Below are 16591 nucleotides of genomic sequence, written 5' to 3'. Positions count from 1 at the left end.
ATGTTTGAATATTTCTATAAACGTCCGCATCTCCTTTACTCTCTGCTTGCCGGATTTTTTGTAATGGGAATTATCGCGCTTGTTACTCTTCCCAAAAATTTGTTCCCGGATTCAACGCCCCCACAGGTAATGGTTATTACAAAAATACCGGGGGCAACGGCACAAGTTGCTGCAAATACAGTTTCAAAACCTATCGAGCAGGAAATTGCGCGGTTAGGATTGGTAACGGATATCAGTTCGATAAACGTAGCAAACTTTTCGATTGTGAAAGCGGAATTCAGTTATGAAAAAAGTTTGAACGCGGCGGCGGTTGACGTAGCTAACGCACTTTCAATTGCCAAGGGAGTTTTACCGGCAGACGCGAACCCCGCAATTTATACGGCGGGAGATTTTATTCTTCCGGTAGATGTCATTTCTTTATCACCGAAAAACAATAATATCGATCTCGGCGATATTAGAAAAATTGCCGACAGCTACTTAAAGCCGTATCTGTTAAGCAACCCGGATATCGGCAACGTTGAAGTTTTCGGAGGATATGAAAGCTCAATCAATGTTGAAGTAGATCCATTCAAAGCTAAAAAGTATAACACAGATTTTGATAAAATAGCCAAAGCGTTGCAAACACTAAACCGTGATATGCCGGTTGGATTTGTGAAAGGAGAAAACAGTTTTTATACAATTACTTTCTACGGCGAGAAAGATGAGGTTGAACGGTTAAAACAAATTAGCGTTATGCCAAATGTAAGATTGGGCGATATTGCAAACGTAAGCTGGAGCTACGCAAAACGCACAAGCGGTTATATCGGCAACGGAAAGCAGGCAATAGCATTGGCTATTCAACGCGCTCCGGGCGGAAGCGTTTTAAGTGTAAGTAAAGCCGCACGTGAAGAGATGACAAAACTCGAAGCAAAATATCCCAACATAAATTTTGAAATATCCGATACGCAACGGGATTTGATTGAACTTTCCAACGATAATATGCTCGTCGCATTAAGAGACGCGATATTTTATACGCTGTTAATTATACTTTTCTTCCTTGGAAATTTTAGAGCAATCATTGCCGCCGCGTTATCAATTCCATTGGTATTCTTTTCTACTATGGCGGTAATCTGGCTTACGGGAGGAAGTTTAAACATTGTTATTTATACGGCAATAATTCTTGCTCTTGGAATGCTTACCGATGACGCCGTTGTGGTGCTTGAAAATATCGAGCGGCATCTTAACGAGTTGAAAGAGGATTTACAAACCGCAATTCATAAGGGAACAAAAGAAGTCATCGGTCCAATTTGGTCCGGAACGTTAGCAACAATAGCGATAGTATTTCCATTGATGTTTGTAGGCGGATTTCCTCAAAAAATATTTCTGCCGCTAATAATGACTTTAATCATTGCACTCTTGATTTCGTTCTTTCTGGCAATCACGTTTATTCCAAAACTTTCGGAATCTCTTTACAAAAAGGGAACCGGCAAAACCAAAGTTGAGTTGTGGTTCAACAAGATTTATAATAAATCGTTTGGAAGAATGGTAGAACCGTATGTGAACGTAATTAAATTCTCAAACGGTAAGAATAGAGTTTGGCGGCGCGTTGCTCTTATACTTGGCGTGGTAATTCTTCTCGCCTTAAGTATGAAAACTATCATGCCGACTATTGGCAGAGACGCGATGCCGCCGATGGACACCGGCATCATTAAAGCGCAGGTAATGTTCAGTTCGAATTCAACGGTTAATAACGCTGAAACCAAAATTGAACCTTTTGTAAAATGGCTTCATCAACAGCCGTGGGTAACAAAAAGTTCGGTTGCTTTTGGAAACGAAATGGGCGTTCTAAGTTTAGGCAGCGGCAACTTACCGGCTGAGGCAACAATAACAATATACTGCGTGAACCGGTTCGATAGAAAAATGAACATGTGGCAGATCGAAGATATTATACGCGATAAACTTTCATATCTGGAAGGCATAAAGAAAAATGATGTTTATGATTTCGGAGCAACGGCACTTTCTACAATTAAAGCAACGTTGGATGTTAGAATAAAATCTCCAATGGTGGACGGACTAGCAGAAAAATCTCACGAAGTTGAAAAAGCTCTGAAGGATATAAAAGGATTGACTTCGTTATCCACAAGCTGGGATAAAGATTTTAGCGAGATAGTTTTAAACATTGATGAGAATAAAGCTTTGAGCTACGGAATAACTCCATACGAAATCGCGATGCAAATTCCGGTGAGAGGACAAACTGTTGGACTCAATGCTGATCTTCAATCTTTGAACACGCAAATCGTTCGATTGTATCTCAAAGGAAAGTTCAGCGAGAATGAACAAACCTTAAGGTTATTACCAATTCATACGCCGATGGGAGAAATACCGCTTGAGCATTTGGCGACGATTTCTAAAAATCTAACCTTCGCAAAAATCGAACGCGACAAAATGCTTTACAGTATTGATGTTAACGGTTACCGCGCAAATCGCCCGGTAAGCCATTTAACAGACGATGCTGAAGCCGCGCTTGTGAACGTTAAGAATGATAACGATATAATAACTCAAGAAGGAGACATCGCGCAAATTAACGACAGTTTTGCACGAATGATAAAGGCAATTGGATTGGGAATAATTCTTTTATTAATGGTTCTAATTTCTTTTTACCGTTCTGTAAAAATGTCGTTCATTATGATTGCAGTTTTGCCTCTTGCGATGATCGGCGCGGCGTGGGGAATGTTATTGTTTCATAAACCGAGTTGTATGCCGAGTCTTCTTGGGATATTATTGCTCTTTGGAATCATAATTAAGAATGCAGTTTTGCTTATCGACTTCTATCAAAATTATAGAGCAAACGGTGAAACCCCGTTTGAAAGCGCAATCGAAAGCGTTCGCATTCGTTTCCGTCCCGTTATGATGACGGCGTTCGGCACTATTGCCGGAATGATTCCGATAGCTCTTGAACAAGCTGTTGGATTGGAAAGATTAAGTCCTTTAGCAGATGTTGCAATCGGCGGGTTATTAATCGGGACTTTGCTCACACTTATTTATATACCAATGTTCGCTTATATGATTGATAAAAAGAAAGAAAAACCGATTGCTGAGATTGGATAGGATTATTAAATAGAAAATCAATGCCTCCTTTTGAATTGAGAGGAGGCGGATATTTCCTAAATAAATTTGAAGGAGAATGTCATGTCAATTAAAAAAGAATACTCAAAAGACAAATCAACATGCAAAGTTACATTTACACTGCCAAAAGAAATTGCAGAACAATTCGATGAGATTGCTTTGGTAGGTGAATTTAATAACTGGGATCACAAAGCAAATTTGTTCACTTCAAAGAACAAAGAAAGCATAACGATTGAACTTGAAGCCGGCAAAGAATATCAATTCAGATATTGCGGCAGCGGTGTTTGGTTAAATGAAGCCGAAGCAGATATACATGTGCTTAATCCTTTCGGCGATTCGGAAAACAGCGTTCTGGTAATATAGCGGTTCACATTTTGTAGTTGTTGTTTCAAAAAGTTAGGTAACTTATGAATCAAGTATTATCACCGGAAAAGTTTTTACAAATACGTTCTCATTACCTTCTCGATACCAACGAGGGATTTATTGTCATCGATGCAGAAGACGAAAACAAAAGTATTATTTATGCTAACCGTGGGTTAACAAAAATGACCGGATATTCTGCGGAAGAAATAATTGGAAAAAAAATTAATATTTTACTCGGAGCCGAATCCTCCTCTGAAGATATTGAAAATATTAACGACGCAATTGCTAATTATAAAAAAAACTCTTTTAGTTTATTAGCATATAAAAAGGACGGCTCATCATTTTGGAGTTTATGTTCATTTTCGCCTATCTATAATTCAGCTGGTATAGTTACTCATTTTTCAATCACGCTAAATAACGTTACTGCTCAAAGAGAATATGTAAAACAAAAATCCGAATATGATTCCATGAAATCCACGCTTGAAACAGTGAACGATATTTTGTTTAATTACATGAACTTTCTGCAAGGATTTAGCTATAACTTAGAAGAAATATTTTCTAAGAATAAGAATGGTGATACACAAACACTTTTAAAAGATTTTAGAGATGAATATACCAGCGCAATTAACAAACTATTGGCTTTGAACGATATAAAAGAGTATAAAGTAAAAAAACTTGGCGGAAGATTAGACCTTCTTGATGTTAGTTAAAGAGAGTGAACCTATGGAAACTACAAAATATGAATTGCTTGTAACGAATTTATTATCTCTCGCCGGTATTGATGTTAACGGCAGCAGCCCATGGGATATTCATGTTCACAATGATAGGTTTTATAAACGCGCTGTTACGGAAGTTGAACTTGGACTTGGCGAATCCTATATGGATAATTGGTGGAATGTTGAAAAACTTGACGTGATGATTTTCAGAATTATCCGTGCCGATTTGCAAAATAAAATTAAGCGTAATCTAAAAGTTGCCTTGCAGCTTGCCGGCTTTTATTTAATCAATATGCAGGCAAGAAGAAGAGCTTTTATTATTGGTGAACGGCATTACGATTTAGGAAACGATCTTTTCCAAAACATGCTCGATAAAAGAATGAACTATAGCTGCGCTTATTGGAAAGAAGCAAAAACACTGGATGAAGCTCAGGAAAACAAGCTTGAGTTGGTCTGCAAAAAATTATACCTAAAATCCGGAATGCGCGTGCTTGATATCGGCTGCGGATGGGGAGCGTTTGGAAAATATGCAGCAGAGAAATATGGAGTTGAAGTTCTTGGAATAACTGTTTCAAAAGAACAAGTAGCGCTCGGAAAAGAATTGTGCAAAGGTTTGCCTGTTGAATTTAGATTACAAGACTACAGAGAAGTAAATGAGAAATTTGATAGAATTGTTTCAGTTGGAATGATTGAACACGTTGGACACAAAAATTACAAAGAGTATTTCCAGATAGCCGAAAGAAACTTAAAAGAAGACGGCTTGTTTTTACTCCATACAATTGGTGAGGTTCGTTCAACAATTGCAACGGATGCCTGGACTCATAAATACATTTTTCCAAATGGAATGCTTCCTTCAATTGCACAGCTTGCAAGATCAGTAGAGGGTTTATTTATAGTTGAAGACTTGCATAATATAGGGGCAGATTACGATAAAACATTAATGGCTTGGTATGAAAATTTCAGAAACAATTGGGATAAATTAAAAAACAAATACAGCGAACGTTTTTACAGAATGTGGGAATATTTTTTACTTTCAAGCGCCGGTGCATTCCGCGCAAGAAGTAAAAATCAGCTTTGGCAAATTGTTTTGTCAAAGAACGGAGTGCTGGGCGGTTATAATTCTGTCCGCTGACAATGGATGTTTCATTGAGTCAAAGATTGATTCGTTTCACTTCGTTGCGCTTGCAATGACTAAAAAATAAGATAAAGGAAAATATGTCGCATAATCATTCACATAATCACGCCGCTGAAACTTCGGAGAAAAATTTATTTATAACTATGGCTTTGAATTTCTTAATAACGATAGCGGAAGTTATCGGCGGATTTAGTTCAGGAAGCTTATCGTTGATTTCCGATGCAATGCACAATTTCAGCGACGGTATTGCAATTATCATTACTTACATTGCAATGCGATTGAGTAAAAAACCAAAGACGTTTAAATATACATTCGGATTAAAACGCGCTGAGATTATTGCCGCAATAATAAATGCGAGCACGCTCATCATTATTAGTTTCTTTTTAATTAAAGAAGCGATTGAAAGATTTTATAATCCTTCTTTGATAACCGGAAGTTTAATGCTGGCAGTTGCTTCGATTGGACTGGCTGCAAATGTAGCCGGAACTCTGCTTCTTAAAAAAGGTTCTGAAGGTAATCTCAATATCAGGGCTGCTTATTTCCATCTATTAAGCGATGCCGTTTCAAGTGTTGCAGTAATAATTGGCGCAGTCTTTATTATCTTTTATAAAATTTATTGGATAGATCCGCTTCTTACAATTCTCATATCAGTTTATATCTTGAAAGAAACTTATGAAATTGTTAAGGAAGCTTTAGAAGTTATTATGATGTCCTCGCCAGATGGAATTGAATTGAATGAATTAAGGGAATTAGTAGAATCCATAACCGGTGTAAAAAATGTTCATCACATTCATCTGTGGAAATTAAATGATAACGACACCCACTTTGAAGCTCACATAGAAGTCGGTAATATTTCCGTAAAAGATACTTCGGAGATTCAAAAACGTATTGAAGAAAAATTGCACGAGAAGTTTGAAATCAACCATACGACTTTACAGTTTGAGTGCGATAAGTGCAAAAACAAAACTATGATCTAGACATTTAATTACCACTATGGGAACCACAAGCTCAGTCTGTTTTTTTAGTCGAACTAAGTTTAGAGTCAAAGATATTATTACAATTAATATTATTAGTTGTAAACACAAGTTTTTGTCAATCCATGTGTCTAATCTTGTATTAAAAGAATTTCCCTTTACGAATCCATTGCAAATGAGCGGCGAGTCTTGAGTTAATGGAAGAAAAGCAAATAATTGAACATCTTAAAAACGGTGATGAGTTCATATACAATTATGTTTATGATCTCTATGCGCGTATGGTCTATAGTGTTTGCTTTCGTATGATCGGGAATAAGGAGGAAGCTGAAGATGCTACGCAAGATGTGTTTTTAAAAGTATTTCATTCGATAAATAATTTTCGTAAAGATTCAAAACTTTCAACGTGGATTTACCAAATTGCTGTAAACATTTCCATTAACAGATTAAGAAGACAAAAAGTTATAAACTTTTTATCTCTGGATTTCCGGGAAGGAGGAAAAGAGATGGCTGATAATAGTTTATCACCCGAAAAAACTTTAGAGAAATCAGAAATACAGCAAATAGTTCAAGAAGCAATAAGTTCCCTTCCGGCAAAACAGAAAACCGCAATAGTTTTATCCCGTTATGAAGAACTATCTTATAAAGAAATATCAAAAATAATGGCACTTAGTCTTTCTTCTGTTGAATCGTTGCTCTACCGAGCAAAAGAAAATCTGGCAAAAAAACTAATTAGCTATAGAGAGATATTTCAATGACCGCAAGTTTTAGGCTTATTATGTGTCTTATCATATTAGAAAAGGTAAGGTTATGAAACACAAGAAAATTCAAAAAAGATTTCTTCTTTATATAGATGGTGATTTGACCGAAACTGAGAAATTATTAATTGAGCAACACTTAACTGAATGCAGTAGCTGTAAAAAACATTTTGAAGAGCTTGCAAATATCTGGAATGAAGAAATAAAGTTAGAACAGCCGTTACCTTCACCGGCATTATGGTATGCCTTAAAAAATAGAATGGAAGAAAAGACGAGAAACCCAGGCCGGGTATCAATTACTAATGCAAAGCTTTTATTAAATACAGCATTTACTGTTGCGGTAGTTGTTTTGGCGATTTTAACAGGTTCGTGGTTTGGAAGCAGATTGAATCCGCGAACAGGAGTGAAGAACAATTCTTACGTTAAAACAGAAAATATTAGAGACGATTTTGGAATGAGTTACTTCGATGTTGTGTCACCAAACAGTATAACAAAGGATATATTTTTATCAGCGTCAAACGACAAAGGATTACAAAAATGAAAAAGAGAATTACAATTTATCTAATTGTAATTGTTACCTTAATCAATCTTTCATCTTTGGGAACAATTATATACTTAAAATGGATGGCTGCGAATAATGCGTCCGTTAGTATCTTACCGGAAAATAGATTCGAATCAATTAAACAGGAATTAAAATTAACGCCACAGCAGATAGAACAGTTTGAAAAGATAAGAACAGAATTTCACTCTAAACTCGACACTCTCGATACAAAATTCGAATCACTCCGCAAAGAAATGTTAAAAGAAATCTGGCAATCGGAAGTGAGCAGTCAAAAGCTTGAAGGTATTTTGGAGCAGTTCAGTCGTCAGCAAGTAGAATCTCAAAGATGGGTTGTGCAGCATTTTTATCAATTCAAAAAAGTATTAACACCGGAACAATCTGAAAAATTCTACAAGATCCTTACCGAACGATTCCAAGGTCAGCAAAGAAATCCCGGCATAAATCAAATGCCCAATAGAAAAAAGGACTGTGAATGAAAATCAAGTATTCAAATACAAAACTAAAAACAAAGACTATGGAAAAGATAATCCTTTTATTATTGCTTTCTGTTTCTATCGTAAGCGCTCAAACGAATGATAAAAAATATTCTTTGGAAGACTGCATTCAAATTGCGCTGAAAAATAATCCCGCCATAATTTCTTCTTCTTATACCGTTGATGAAAGTGCAGTGCGGATTGATGAAGCGAGATCGGGTTATTTCCCTTCGATTAATATAAACTCAAGCTTTGATAGGTCTTCAAATAAAGGAGTGACTACCTCGCCATATAATAATTATAATGCCGGTGTATCGGCTCGTTATTATCTATTTCAGGGATTGAAAACTGATGCAACGGTTAATGCCGCTAATTACAATTATCAAGCAAGTAACTATCAACACGAAGTTAATAAGCAGGATTTGATATTAAAGATTACACAAGGGTATTATCGTATGCTGCAAGCCGAACGGTTCATTGAGTCAGCCTATAAAACCATTGAAAGAGCCAAACTTTTTCTCGATTACGCAAATGCAAAATTCAAGACCGGTCTTGCATCCCGTTCGGATATATTAAAAGCAGAGGTAGAGCTTTCAAATTCCAATCTTACACTTATTAAAGTAAAAAACGATCTCCTTGTAGCAAAGGGTAATTTGAATTTACTATTAGGACTTCCGGCAGATTCTCCAATTACTATTATTGACGATCTTGCAATTATTGAACAAAATCAATTACAGGAATTTAATGAGCTGAAGAAGCAAGCTTATCAAAATAGACCGGAGCTAAAAAAGTTTAGTGAACAATTGAATGTGCAAAAGTCGAACATTCAAATTGCTAAGAGTGATTTTTTCCCTACTCTTTCAGCGGAAGCCTCTTATAACTACGGTGGGACAGCAATATCATCACTTCAGGAAAACTGGTTTTATGGACTAACATTAAGCTTCCCATTGTTTACCGGATTTTCAACAAAAGCCCGTGTTGTAGAAGAAGATATAGCTCTAAAAGGATTGGAAAAACAATTCGAGTCTCTGAGTCAGCAAGTTAGTCTCGATGTATGGAGCGCTTATCTGAACATTAAAGAAACGGATGAACGAATCATAAATGCAAAAACATTTTTAGAAAATGCTAAAGAAAACTTGAAAATAGCTGAAGGACAATACCGTGAAGGATTGGGCTCAATGATAGAAGTAATTGATGCACAAACAAACTACGTGATAGCCGAACAAACCTTTATTCAATCGCTTGCAGATTATAAGATTGCAGTTGCATCTTTAAAAAGGGCAACCGGCATAAACACTTTTCAGGAGAAATAATAAGATGAAGAAAAAATATATTATCATAGTCAGCATAGTTTTATTTGCTGTAATAGCTGTTGTTATGGGACTTTTTGTATTCAGCGGTGATGGGAAAAAAGAGAGCAAAATTGAAACTGCTATTGCCGCCAGACGAGATATTGGTTCGACTGTTATTGCTACAGGAATTATTAAACCGATGGTCGGCGCTGAAGTAAAAATTGGTTCGAGAATTTCCGGCGTAGTTAAAAAGCTTAAAGCAAATATCGGGGATTACGTTCAAGCAGGACAAATAATAGCCGAGTTGGATGATGCGGAACTTCAAGCTAAGTTGAATCAAAACGTAGCAGCGCTAAATAAAGCGAAAGCAGATTATGAATATGCCAAGCTTAATATCGAACGGCAGAAATCACTGCTTCAGCAAAATTTTATTTCTCAACAGCAGGTTGATATAGCCGAGACTTCATTTAAAGTAGCAGTAGCACAGTTAAAACAAGCCGAAGCAAATGTTGATTTTGCTAAAGTGCAGTTGTCCTACACAAAAATCTATGCGACAACATCCGGAGTAATTGCCTCTGTCTCAACTCAAGAGGGTGAAACTGTTTCTGCAAGTTTAGCGTCTCCTACTTTTGTTAGCATCATTGATCTTAAACGACTTGAGGTAAATGCCTATGTTGATGAAACCGACATCGGAAAAATTAAAGTTGGACAAGAAGCGAGCTTTACCGTTGACACATATTCGGATAGCGATTTCAAAGGAAAGATAACAGCCATTTATCCGAAAGCTGTTATCCAGGATAATGTTGTTAACTATATCGTCACGATACAAATAACAGATTTTCAGAATAAAATTCTTAGACCGGAAATGACAACTAACGTTACTTTATACCTTGAGATGAGAAAAAATGTACTAACTATTCCTGCAAGTGCAGTCAAAAGAGATAAAGGAGAAAGATTTGTAACAGTCATTGAAGGTGAGAAAAAAGTTCAGCGCAAAGTAAAAATAGGATGGAATAGTAACGGTTACACGGAAATTGTAAGCGGATTAAACGAAGGTGAAAAAGTTATGATCTCTGAATAAAATAAGAAAAACAAAAGGAAATAATTATGAACAATATTATAATTCAAGCGAAAAATATTTCTAAATTTTACGGCAAAGGTGTGGGCACAGAAGTAACAGCTCTCAATAATGTTTCACTTGAGATACAAAGAGGAGAATTTGTTGCTATAATGGGAGCTTCGGGTTCGGGCAAATCCACATTGATGAATATCCTCGGCTGTCTAGATAAACCAACAAATGGTTCATTAATACTCGACGGAGCCGAGGTGAGCAAACTTGATGACGAAGAGTTGGCGAAAGTCCGGAATCAAAAAATTGGTTTTGTGTTTCAATCATTCAATTTATTAGCGAGAACAAACGCTCTCGAAAATGTTGAGCTGCCATTAATTTATTCCGACAGGCAAGATATAACAAATCTTGCAAAGGAAGCTTTGGTATCGGTTGGATTAGCAGACAGAATCCATCATAATCCAAGTGAGCTTTCAGGCGGACAGCAGCAGCGTGTTGCAATTGCCCGTGCACTTGTGAACAATCCCGAAATTATTTTTGCCGATGAGCCGACCGGAAATCTTGATACTCGTTCAAGTCTTGAAATAATTTCTCTTTTTAATGAATTGAATAAATTAGGAAGAACAATCGTTCTCGTTACTCACGAACAAGATATTGCTGAACACACAAGACGTATTATCAAAATTGCAGACGGTAAAATTATCTCGGATGAAGTAAATCAGAATCCGTTAGATGCGGAGAATGAACTAAATAAAATTTCTTCCACGGAGGTTTCTAATGAAAACAAATAGATTATTGAAAATTGCTTACGTTGGACTTGGAAGAAATAAACTCCGAACATTTTTGATGATGATAGGAATAGTAATTGGTATTACCGCTCTAACATTAATTATTTCCGCCGGAATGGGGGCGCAAGACCGCGTGATGGATAGAGTGAAAAAATTTGGACTTGAAAGCATTATGGTTTCTGCAGGATCGGGAAGTATGATGGGGCAACCAACAGGCGGGCAACCAATAATTACTTTGAAATTGGAGGACGCTGAAGTAATAAAACGTGAAGTAACTACAGTAGTAGATATAGCACCTTTCAATAGAAAAGGGGGAGCTGAAATCAAGTATATGGAAAAATCTACAACGACTAATGTGTTTGGCATTACCCCCACTTGGGCAAAAGTGTGGAATTGGGATGTAGAAGAAGGAGATTTTATTTCGGATGAAGATATGTCAAATCTTAACCGAGTTTGCCTTTTAGGTCCCACCGTTAAAAAAGAACTTTTTGGAGATGAAAATCCTATCGGACAGCAAATAAGGATCGGCAACATCCAATTTGAAGTAAAAGGAATTATGCAATCGAAAGGAACAAGCCCCGGCGGTGGAGATATGGATAATAGAATTAATATTCCTCTTACTACTTTTATGAGACGCGTATCCAATGTTGATTACATAACCGCAGTAAAAATTCTTTTAACTTCTTCAAAAGATATAGACAAAACTTCAGAAAATATTCGGGCAATTCTTAGAGAGCGTCACTCTCTCGCACCGGGTGTTCTGGATGATTTTGGAATTACAACTCCGACCGAGATAACCAAATTTGCAGAAAAAATTGCGGGAACTTTTAACATTTTTCTTGCTCTCATAGCAGGTATTTCTTTAATCGCCGGAGGTGTAGTTGTTGCTAATATTATGCTCATATCGGTTAACGAAAGGAAAAAAGAAATTGGTTTGCGTAAGGCAGTTGGAGCAAAAAGTAAAGACATAATGATGCAGTTTTTGTTTGAAGCGTCTGCCATTACGCTGATCGGAGGAGTAATAGGAATTATTCTCGGAGGAATTGGCGCAAAAGTTTTAGAAATGATAACAGGTATGCCCGTATCAATCTCTTGGATAAGCGTTGTGCTCGGTGTCGTTTCTTCAAGTTTGGTTGGAATTATCGCGGGGCTGCAACCGGCAAAACGAGCATCCAAATTACAACCAGTAGAAGCACTGCGATAATAAAACGGATTCTTTGCTTTTGCAAGTTGACGGAATGAATAATTTAACGGCATTCAAAAAACGAACACTACGATTACACAATGAAAATTGCACGAAGTATTAAAATATCGAGGAGGCAGCTATTAGCACATAAGTTACGAACGATCCTTGCACTTGTTGGAATTATAATAGGTGTTTCAGCAGTGATCATTATGGTAGCTATCGGTAACGGTGCGCAAAATGAAGTGCTAAGTAAAATAGAAGCTATGGGCACCGACCTTTTAATAATAAATGCGGGGCAAGTTCAAAATACTGCAGGCAGGATGCAGATACGCGGAGTAGTTACAACTCTTATACTTCAAGATGCTGTTGCACTTCAGAAGGAGTGCTCGCTGATAAAATTATCCGCACCAGTGCAGAGTAAAAAAATGCAAGTTAAGTATGGCAACTTGAGCACTAACACAACTATCGTTGGAACAACAAGTGAATTTCAAGAGATTAGAAATTTTCGCGCTGTTAAAGGATCCTTCTTTAGCTATGAAGAAAATTCTGCATCAAGACGGGTTGCTGTATTAGGTCAATCCGTTGTTAAAAATGTGTTTGGAGGCGAAGACCCGATTGGCGAAACTATACGCATTGGGAAAATTCCTTTCGAAGTTATTGGTGTTATGGAATCCAAAGGAGTTGACTTGAACGGGTTTGATCAGGATGATCAAATTTTTATTCCGATACAAACTGCGCTTAGAAGAGTATTTAATCTTAGCTACATAAATTCAATAAACATTCAGGCAATCAATCAAGAAAAAATGGTGGAGACCGCAAAACAGATCACCGAAGTTTTGAGAGAACGGCACCGTTTAATTAAACAAAATAAAGCAGACGATTACACGATACAAAGTCAAACCGATCTTTTAGAAACACAGCGAGAAACAACCGACACTTTTACAATGCTAATTACAAGTATTGCCGGCATCTCCTTGCTGGTTGGCGGAATAGGTGTTCTCGCAATTATGCTTATCGCTATTCGTGAAAGAACAAACGAGATCGGTTTGAGAATGGCTGTGGGTGCAAGCAAAAAAGATATTCTAATTCAGTTTGTAATTGAATCAGCTATTCTTAGTATTGGCGGAGGAGTAATGGGGATATTCATCGGTGTGATCGGTTCGCTTATAATTGCCTTTGGAACGGAATGGGCTGCAAGTGTTTCTTTAACATCTATCTTTTACTCTTTCGGATTCTCGATGCTTGTCGGATTATTTTTTGGAATATATCCGGCACGGAAAGCTTCTTTACTTGATCCAATAAACGCGCTGCGGAGCGAATAAAGCACTATATTGTTAAAAAGGATTAAGTAAATAATGACAACAAATTCTCAACCTTCATTATTAAAATTATTCACGTCATTTCTTCGTTTGGGATTAACCGCATTCGGAGGACCATCTATGGTGGCTTATATCCGCAAGATGGCAGTTGAAGAAGAAAAGTGGATTGATAAAGAAACTTTTAGTAATGGGGTTGCCCTTTGTCAAGTTATTCCCGGTGCAACCGCAATGCAATCTGCTGCTTACGTTGGATTGAAAACACGGGGAGTAGCCGGCGCCGCTGCAACTTTCATAGGTTTTGGCTTACCCGCTTTCTTTCTAATGTCAATGCTTGCGGCGGTTTATAAATTAGTTATCAATCTTCCGGTTACGGTTTTTATATTCAGTTGTCTTCAGGCGATAATTGTAGCTATCATAGCAAATGCAACTATTTCATTCAGCAAGGTTACACTTAAAGAATGGAGATCGGTTCTAATTACAATTATTGCGATAGTTCTGTTTGGTTTAAAGATAAATCCTATCATCATAATTGTGCTGTCCGCTGTTATAGGAATATTACTTAGAATGAAAAACCAAATCTCGAAACAGCAAGTTAGAGCAGATATTTCTTTAGCTCAGGATAAGACGAAATCATACAACCGGCAAATTATATTCATCTTACTGACTTATTTAGTTCTGCTTTTAGCACTTTACATATTAGATAAAAATCTTTTAGTTCTATCCACTTTGATGTTCAGAATTGATTTGTTTGCCTTCGGAGGCGGGCTCGCTTCGGTCCCCTTGATGTTCCACGAAATTGTTGATGTCCGGCATTTATTAGATAACAAAACTTTCATGGATGGAATTGCATTGGGACAAGTAACACCGGGTCCAATCGTTATTACAGCTACATTTATAGGCTATTTGCTGGCTGGTTCTTTTGGAGCTATCGTTGGAACAGTAAGTATTTTTTTACCCTCATTTCTTATGCTTATAGGCATTACTCCAATCTTTGATAAACTGCGGACTCAAAAGTTATTCAATGAAATTATACGAGGAGTGCTAAGCTCATTTGTCGGATTATTATTTACAATTACTATTCAGTTTGCACTGAACTTGCATTGGGGTGCGGCTCAAATATCTATTGGTGCGACTGCATTAATCGCTTTGTTATTAAAAACAGATATTCTTTATGTGGTTCTAGTTGGAATAGCACTGTCAGTAACAATTTTTTTTATAATATGAATTAAGAATCATAACTAGACTTTTTTGGAAAACTATATTAAAACAAAAAAGTGGTCTATTATGCCTAAAGTTAAAAATGAATTTAAAAGATAAAAGTAAAGGGAAAATTAATTTATCACTTAACCATAATTTCTATTCTAACCGGATCAGCTTCCCCCAAACCAAAGAATATAGTTTGAATGAGCTTGTTAATATTACTCTTCAAAAAAATCTTTCATCGCTTGTTTAGCTTCGAACCATTTCTTTTTGTTAAGATGATATTCAATAGCCGGAGATTTCTCGATACCATCTATAAGTCCGACTTCTTTGAGAATCTTTATATGCTGGGATACAGTTGACTGAGCTAAAGGTAAACTCTTAACCAAGTCGTTACAAATACAATCGCATTGTTTAACCAGCAGTTCTAAAATTGCAACCCGCGCAGGATGCGCAAATGCCTTGGCGTATTTAGCTGCATCTTTTTGGAGTTTTGAATACTCTTCTTCTTTAACACAACAGCCCATAGAATTATCTTCTTATTGTTATGCACTAAAGTAACTAATTAAAAAACATTTGACAATATGCCAATATTGGCATATGTTTGTATGCAAAAATTGGCATATAACAATCGGGTGAGAAAATGGAAACCAAGATAGATGTATTAAAAGCTTTAGGAGATGAAACAAGATTAAGAATAATTAACCTCTTTATTAAGAGAGGGCAAATTCTTTGTGTTTGCGAATTGATGGACGCGCTTAAAATTCCGCAGTATGCTGTTTCTAAGGCTCTAACAATTATTAAAAACGCGGATCTATTGACCGCAGAGAAAAAAGGCACTTGGGTTTACTATGAACTGAATAAAAGCATAGTCCAAAACAAAAACTTATTCACTTTCTTGAAAAGTTATTTAAATGATGAAATATTTTCAGTAGATGAGCTACGGTTAAAAGAACGACTTCTTTTAAGAGAAGGCAATAAATGTGTTGTTGGAATTATCCCGGAAACAGATTTAAAGAAAAAGATTAAACAAAAAGCCGAGGCGTAAAAAACGATGGAAAATTCCGTATTACTTATCGATCCTAAAATAACTGAGCTTATTGCAATCGGCGCATCAATCGGCGGCAACTGTCTGTCTTGTTTGCGTTATCATTTTGCTGAAGCAATCAGACTTGGCGTTTCAATTGATGAAATTCAAGAAGCTGTTAAAATTGGTAAAACAGTTAAAGAAAAACCTATAAATGATATTTATAAATTAGCCGAAGATTTAATTAACAGAGAAAAAGAAAAAACAATAAAGGAGAAACAATAAATGCCTACATATGAATATCACTGCAAAGAATGCGGTTACTATTTTGATGTAAAAGCAAGCATCGAACAAAAAGAAAAAGGATTGGATATTACTTGTGAACAATGTGGAAGTAAAGAGCTTGAACAAGTATTTGGTGGGTTTGCAATTCTTGGTGGACAATCAATCAATGTTAAATCACCAGTTTCACAAAACGGCGGCGGAGGATGCTGCGGCGGTTCGGGAAGCGGATGTTGCTGATAGACAGTAATTGTAATGAGACGAAGTCAACGAAGCAATTTTGAAAAGCGATAGAGATTGTCTCGCTTCGCTCGCAATAACGTAGTGAAAAGTGGAAATAAAAAA

18 protein-coding genes are annotated in these 16591 nt (G+C 36.7%); 17 read left to right on the top strand and 1 reads right to left on the bottom strand.

Annotation, left to right across the window (positions count from 1 at the left end):
* From NTZ27_04380 to chrA, 14 genes are all read left to right on the top strand, one after another.
* A complete protein-coding gene (locus NTZ27_04380) occupies positions 1 to 3087 on the top strand; it encodes an efflux RND transporter permease subunit (GenBank protein MCX6173976.1) in 3087 nt (1028 codons plus the stop codon).
* A gap of 81 nt (positions 3088 to 3168) precedes the next feature.
* On the top strand, positions 3169 to 3468 hold the full coding sequence (locus tag NTZ27_04375; GenBank protein MCX6173975.1) for an isoamylase early set domain-containing protein: 300 nt from the start codon (positions 3169 to 3171) through the stop codon (positions 3466 to 3468).
* Between the two features lie 44 nt (positions 3469 to 3512).
* Entirely contained in the window at positions 3513 to 4178 is a 666-nt protein-coding gene (locus tag NTZ27_04370; protein ID MCX6173974.1) for a PAS domain-containing protein, read from the top strand.
* A gap of 13 nt (positions 4179 to 4191) precedes the next feature.
* On the top strand, positions 4192 to 5316 hold the full coding sequence (cfa, locus tag NTZ27_04365; GenBank protein ID MCX6173973.1) for a cyclopropane fatty acyl phospholipid synthase: 1125 nt from the start codon (positions 4192 to 4194) through the stop codon (positions 5314 to 5316).
* An 83-nt stretch (positions 5317 to 5399) separates the two neighbouring features.
* Positions 5400 to 6296, top strand: coding sequence for a cation diffusion facilitator family transporter (locus NTZ27_04360; GenBank protein ID MCX6173972.1), 897 nt, complete (start codon positions 5400 to 5402; stop codon positions 6294 to 6296).
* A 194-nt stretch (positions 6297 to 6490) separates the two neighbouring features.
* Positions 6491 to 7048: a sigma-70 family RNA polymerase sigma factor gene (locus tag NTZ27_04355; protein ID MCX6173971.1), complete on the top strand. Its 558-nt coding sequence runs from the start codon at positions 6491 to 6493 to the stop codon at positions 7046 to 7048.
* Positions 7049 to 7100: 52 nt separating this feature from the next.
* Entirely contained in the window at positions 7101 to 7589 is a 489-nt protein-coding gene (locus NTZ27_04350; protein ID MCX6173970.1) for a zf-HC2 domain-containing protein, read from the top strand.
* Positions 7586 to 8086: a Spy/CpxP family protein refolding chaperone gene (locus tag NTZ27_04345; protein MCX6173969.1), complete on the top strand. Its 501-nt coding sequence runs from the start codon at positions 7586 to 7588 to the stop codon at positions 8084 to 8086. Before NTZ27_04350 ends, NTZ27_04345 begins: the two co-directional genes overlap by 4 nt.
* Positions 8083 to 9396, top strand: a complete 1314-nt coding sequence (locus tag NTZ27_04340) for a TolC family protein (GenBank protein ID MCX6173968.1) — start codon at positions 8083 to 8085, stop codon at positions 9394 to 9396. The genes NTZ27_04345 and NTZ27_04340 overlap by 4 nt, the downstream gene beginning before the upstream one ends.
* A gap of 4 nt (positions 9397 to 9400) precedes the next feature.
* Positions 9401 to 10456, top strand: a complete 1056-nt coding sequence (locus tag NTZ27_04335) for an efflux RND transporter periplasmic adaptor subunit (GenBank protein MCX6173967.1) — start codon at positions 9401 to 9403, stop codon at positions 10454 to 10456.
* A 26-nt stretch (positions 10457 to 10482) separates the two neighbouring features.
* Positions 10483 to 11235, top strand: a complete 753-nt coding sequence (locus tag NTZ27_04330; protein MCX6173966.1) for an ABC transporter ATP-binding protein — start codon at positions 10483 to 10485, stop codon at positions 11233 to 11235.
* Positions 11222 to 12436 carry an ABC transporter permease gene (locus tag NTZ27_04325; protein MCX6173965.1) on the top strand — a complete coding sequence of 405 codons (1215 nt, stop codon included), beginning with the start codon at positions 11222 to 11224 and terminating at the stop codon, positions 12434 to 12436. The genes NTZ27_04330 and NTZ27_04325 overlap by 14 nt, the downstream gene beginning before the upstream one ends.
* Before the next feature lie 80 nt (positions 12437 to 12516).
* Positions 12517 to 13740, top strand: a complete 1224-nt coding sequence (locus NTZ27_04320; GenBank protein MCX6173964.1) for an ABC transporter permease — start codon at positions 12517 to 12519, stop codon at positions 13738 to 13740.
* Positions 13741 to 13773: 33 nt separating this feature from the next.
* Positions 13774 to 14961: a chromate efflux transporter gene (chrA, locus tag NTZ27_04315; GenBank protein MCX6173963.1), complete on the top strand. Its 1188-nt coding sequence runs from the start codon at positions 13774 to 13776 to the stop codon at positions 14959 to 14961.
* A 194-nt stretch (positions 14962 to 15155) separates the two neighbouring features.
* Here the strand turns inward: chrA and NTZ27_04310 are convergent, their stop codons facing one another.
* Positions 15156 to 15464 (bottom strand): metalloregulator ArsR/SmtB family transcription factor, encoded by a 309-nt coding sequence (locus NTZ27_04310; protein ID MCX6173962.1) that lies wholly within the window; start codon positions 15462 to 15464, stop codon positions 15156 to 15158.
* A 116-nt stretch (positions 15465 to 15580) separates the two neighbouring features.
* On the opposite strand from NTZ27_04310, the gene NTZ27_04305 reads away from it, so the two are divergent.
* The 3 genes from NTZ27_04305 to NTZ27_04295 are packed head-to-tail and all read left to right on the top strand — an operon-like array spanning position 15581 to position 16486.
* Complete coding sequence (locus tag NTZ27_04305) at positions 15581 to 15985, top strand: metalloregulator ArsR/SmtB family transcription factor (protein MCX6173961.1); 405 nt, start codon at positions 15581 to 15583, stop codon at positions 15983 to 15985.
* A gap of 6 nt (positions 15986 to 15991) precedes the next feature.
* The gene (locus NTZ27_04300; protein MCX6173960.1) at positions 15992 to 16249 is read left to right on the top strand and encodes a carboxymuconolactone decarboxylase family protein; all 258 of its coding nucleotides are present in this window, start codon (positions 15992 to 15994) and stop codon (positions 16247 to 16249) included.
* Positions 16250 to 16486, top strand: coding sequence for a zinc ribbon domain-containing protein (locus tag NTZ27_04295; protein MCX6173959.1), 237 nt, complete (start codon positions 16250 to 16252; stop codon positions 16484 to 16486). It begins immediately after the preceding gene.
* The last annotated feature ends 105 nt before the right edge of the window (positions 16487 to 16591 follow it).

It is taken from the genome of Ignavibacteriales bacterium, assembly GCA_026390775.1.
GTDB lineage: Bacteria > Bacteroidota > Ignavibacteria > Ignavibacteriales > Melioribacteraceae > Fen-1258.
This window is presented reverse-complemented; position numbering and strand designations above follow the sequence as displayed.

Bases quoted from the DNA above. Each gene is read 5' to 3' on its own strand.
- NTZ27_04335 (MCX6173967.1), top strand. From the start codon at position 9,401: ATGAAGAAAAAATATATTATCATAGTCAGCATAGTTTTATTTGCTGTA.
- NTZ27_04340 (MCX6173968.1), top strand. From the start codon at position 8,083: ATGAAAATCAAGTATTCAAATACAAAACTAAAAACAAAGACTATGGAA.
- NTZ27_04325 (MCX6173965.1), top strand. From the start codon at position 11,222: ATGAAAACAAATAGATTATTGAAAATTGCTTACGTTGGACTTGGAAGA.
- NTZ27_04295 (MCX6173959.1), top strand. From the start codon at position 16,250: ATGCCTACATATGAATATCACTGCAAAGAATGCGGTTACTATTTTGAT.
- NTZ27_04305 (MCX6173961.1), top strand. From the start codon at position 15,581: ATGGAAACCAAGATAGATGTATTAAAAGCTTTAGGAGATGAAACAAGA.
- cfa (MCX6173973.1), top strand. From the start codon at position 4,192: ATGGAAACTACAAAATATGAATTGCTTGTAACGAATTTATTATCTCTC.
- NTZ27_04320 (MCX6173964.1), top strand. From the start codon at position 12,517: ATGAAAATTGCACGAAGTATTAAAATATCGAGGAGGCAGCTATTAGCA.
- NTZ27_04330 (MCX6173966.1), top strand. From the start codon at position 10,483: ATGAACAATATTATAATTCAAGCGAAAAATATTTCTAAATTTTACGGC.
- NTZ27_04300 (MCX6173960.1), top strand. From the start codon at position 15,992: ATGGAAAATTCCGTATTACTTATCGATCCTAAAATAACTGAGCTTATT.
- NTZ27_04345 (MCX6173969.1), top strand. From the start codon at position 7,586: ATGAAAAAGAGAATTACAATTTATCTAATTGTAATTGTTACCTTAATC.
- NTZ27_04375 (MCX6173975.1), top strand. From the start codon at position 3,169: ATGTCAATTAAAAAAGAATACTCAAAAGACAAATCAACATGCAAAGTT.
- NTZ27_04350 (MCX6173970.1), top strand. From the start codon at position 7,101: ATGAAACACAAGAAAATTCAAAAAAGATTTCTTCTTTATATAGATGGT.
- NTZ27_04370 (MCX6173974.1), top strand. From the start codon at position 3,513: ATGAATCAAGTATTATCACCGGAAAAGTTTTTACAAATACGTTCTCAT.
- chrA (MCX6173963.1), top strand. From the start codon at position 13,774: ATGACAACAAATTCTCAACCTTCATTATTAAAATTATTCACGTCATTT.
- NTZ27_04380 (MCX6173976.1), top strand. From the start codon at position 1: ATGTTTGAATATTTCTATAAACGTCCGCATCTCCTTTACTCTCTGCTT.
- NTZ27_04310 (MCX6173962.1), bottom strand. From the start codon at position 15,464: ATGGGCTGTTGTGTTAAAGAAGAAGAGTATTCAAAACTCCAAAAAGAT.
- NTZ27_04355 (MCX6173971.1), top strand. From the start codon at position 6,491: ATGGAAGAAAAGCAAATAATTGAACATCTTAAAAACGGTGATGAGTTC.
- NTZ27_04360 (MCX6173972.1), top strand. From the start codon at position 5,400: ATGTCGCATAATCATTCACATAATCACGCCGCTGAAACTTCGGAGAAA.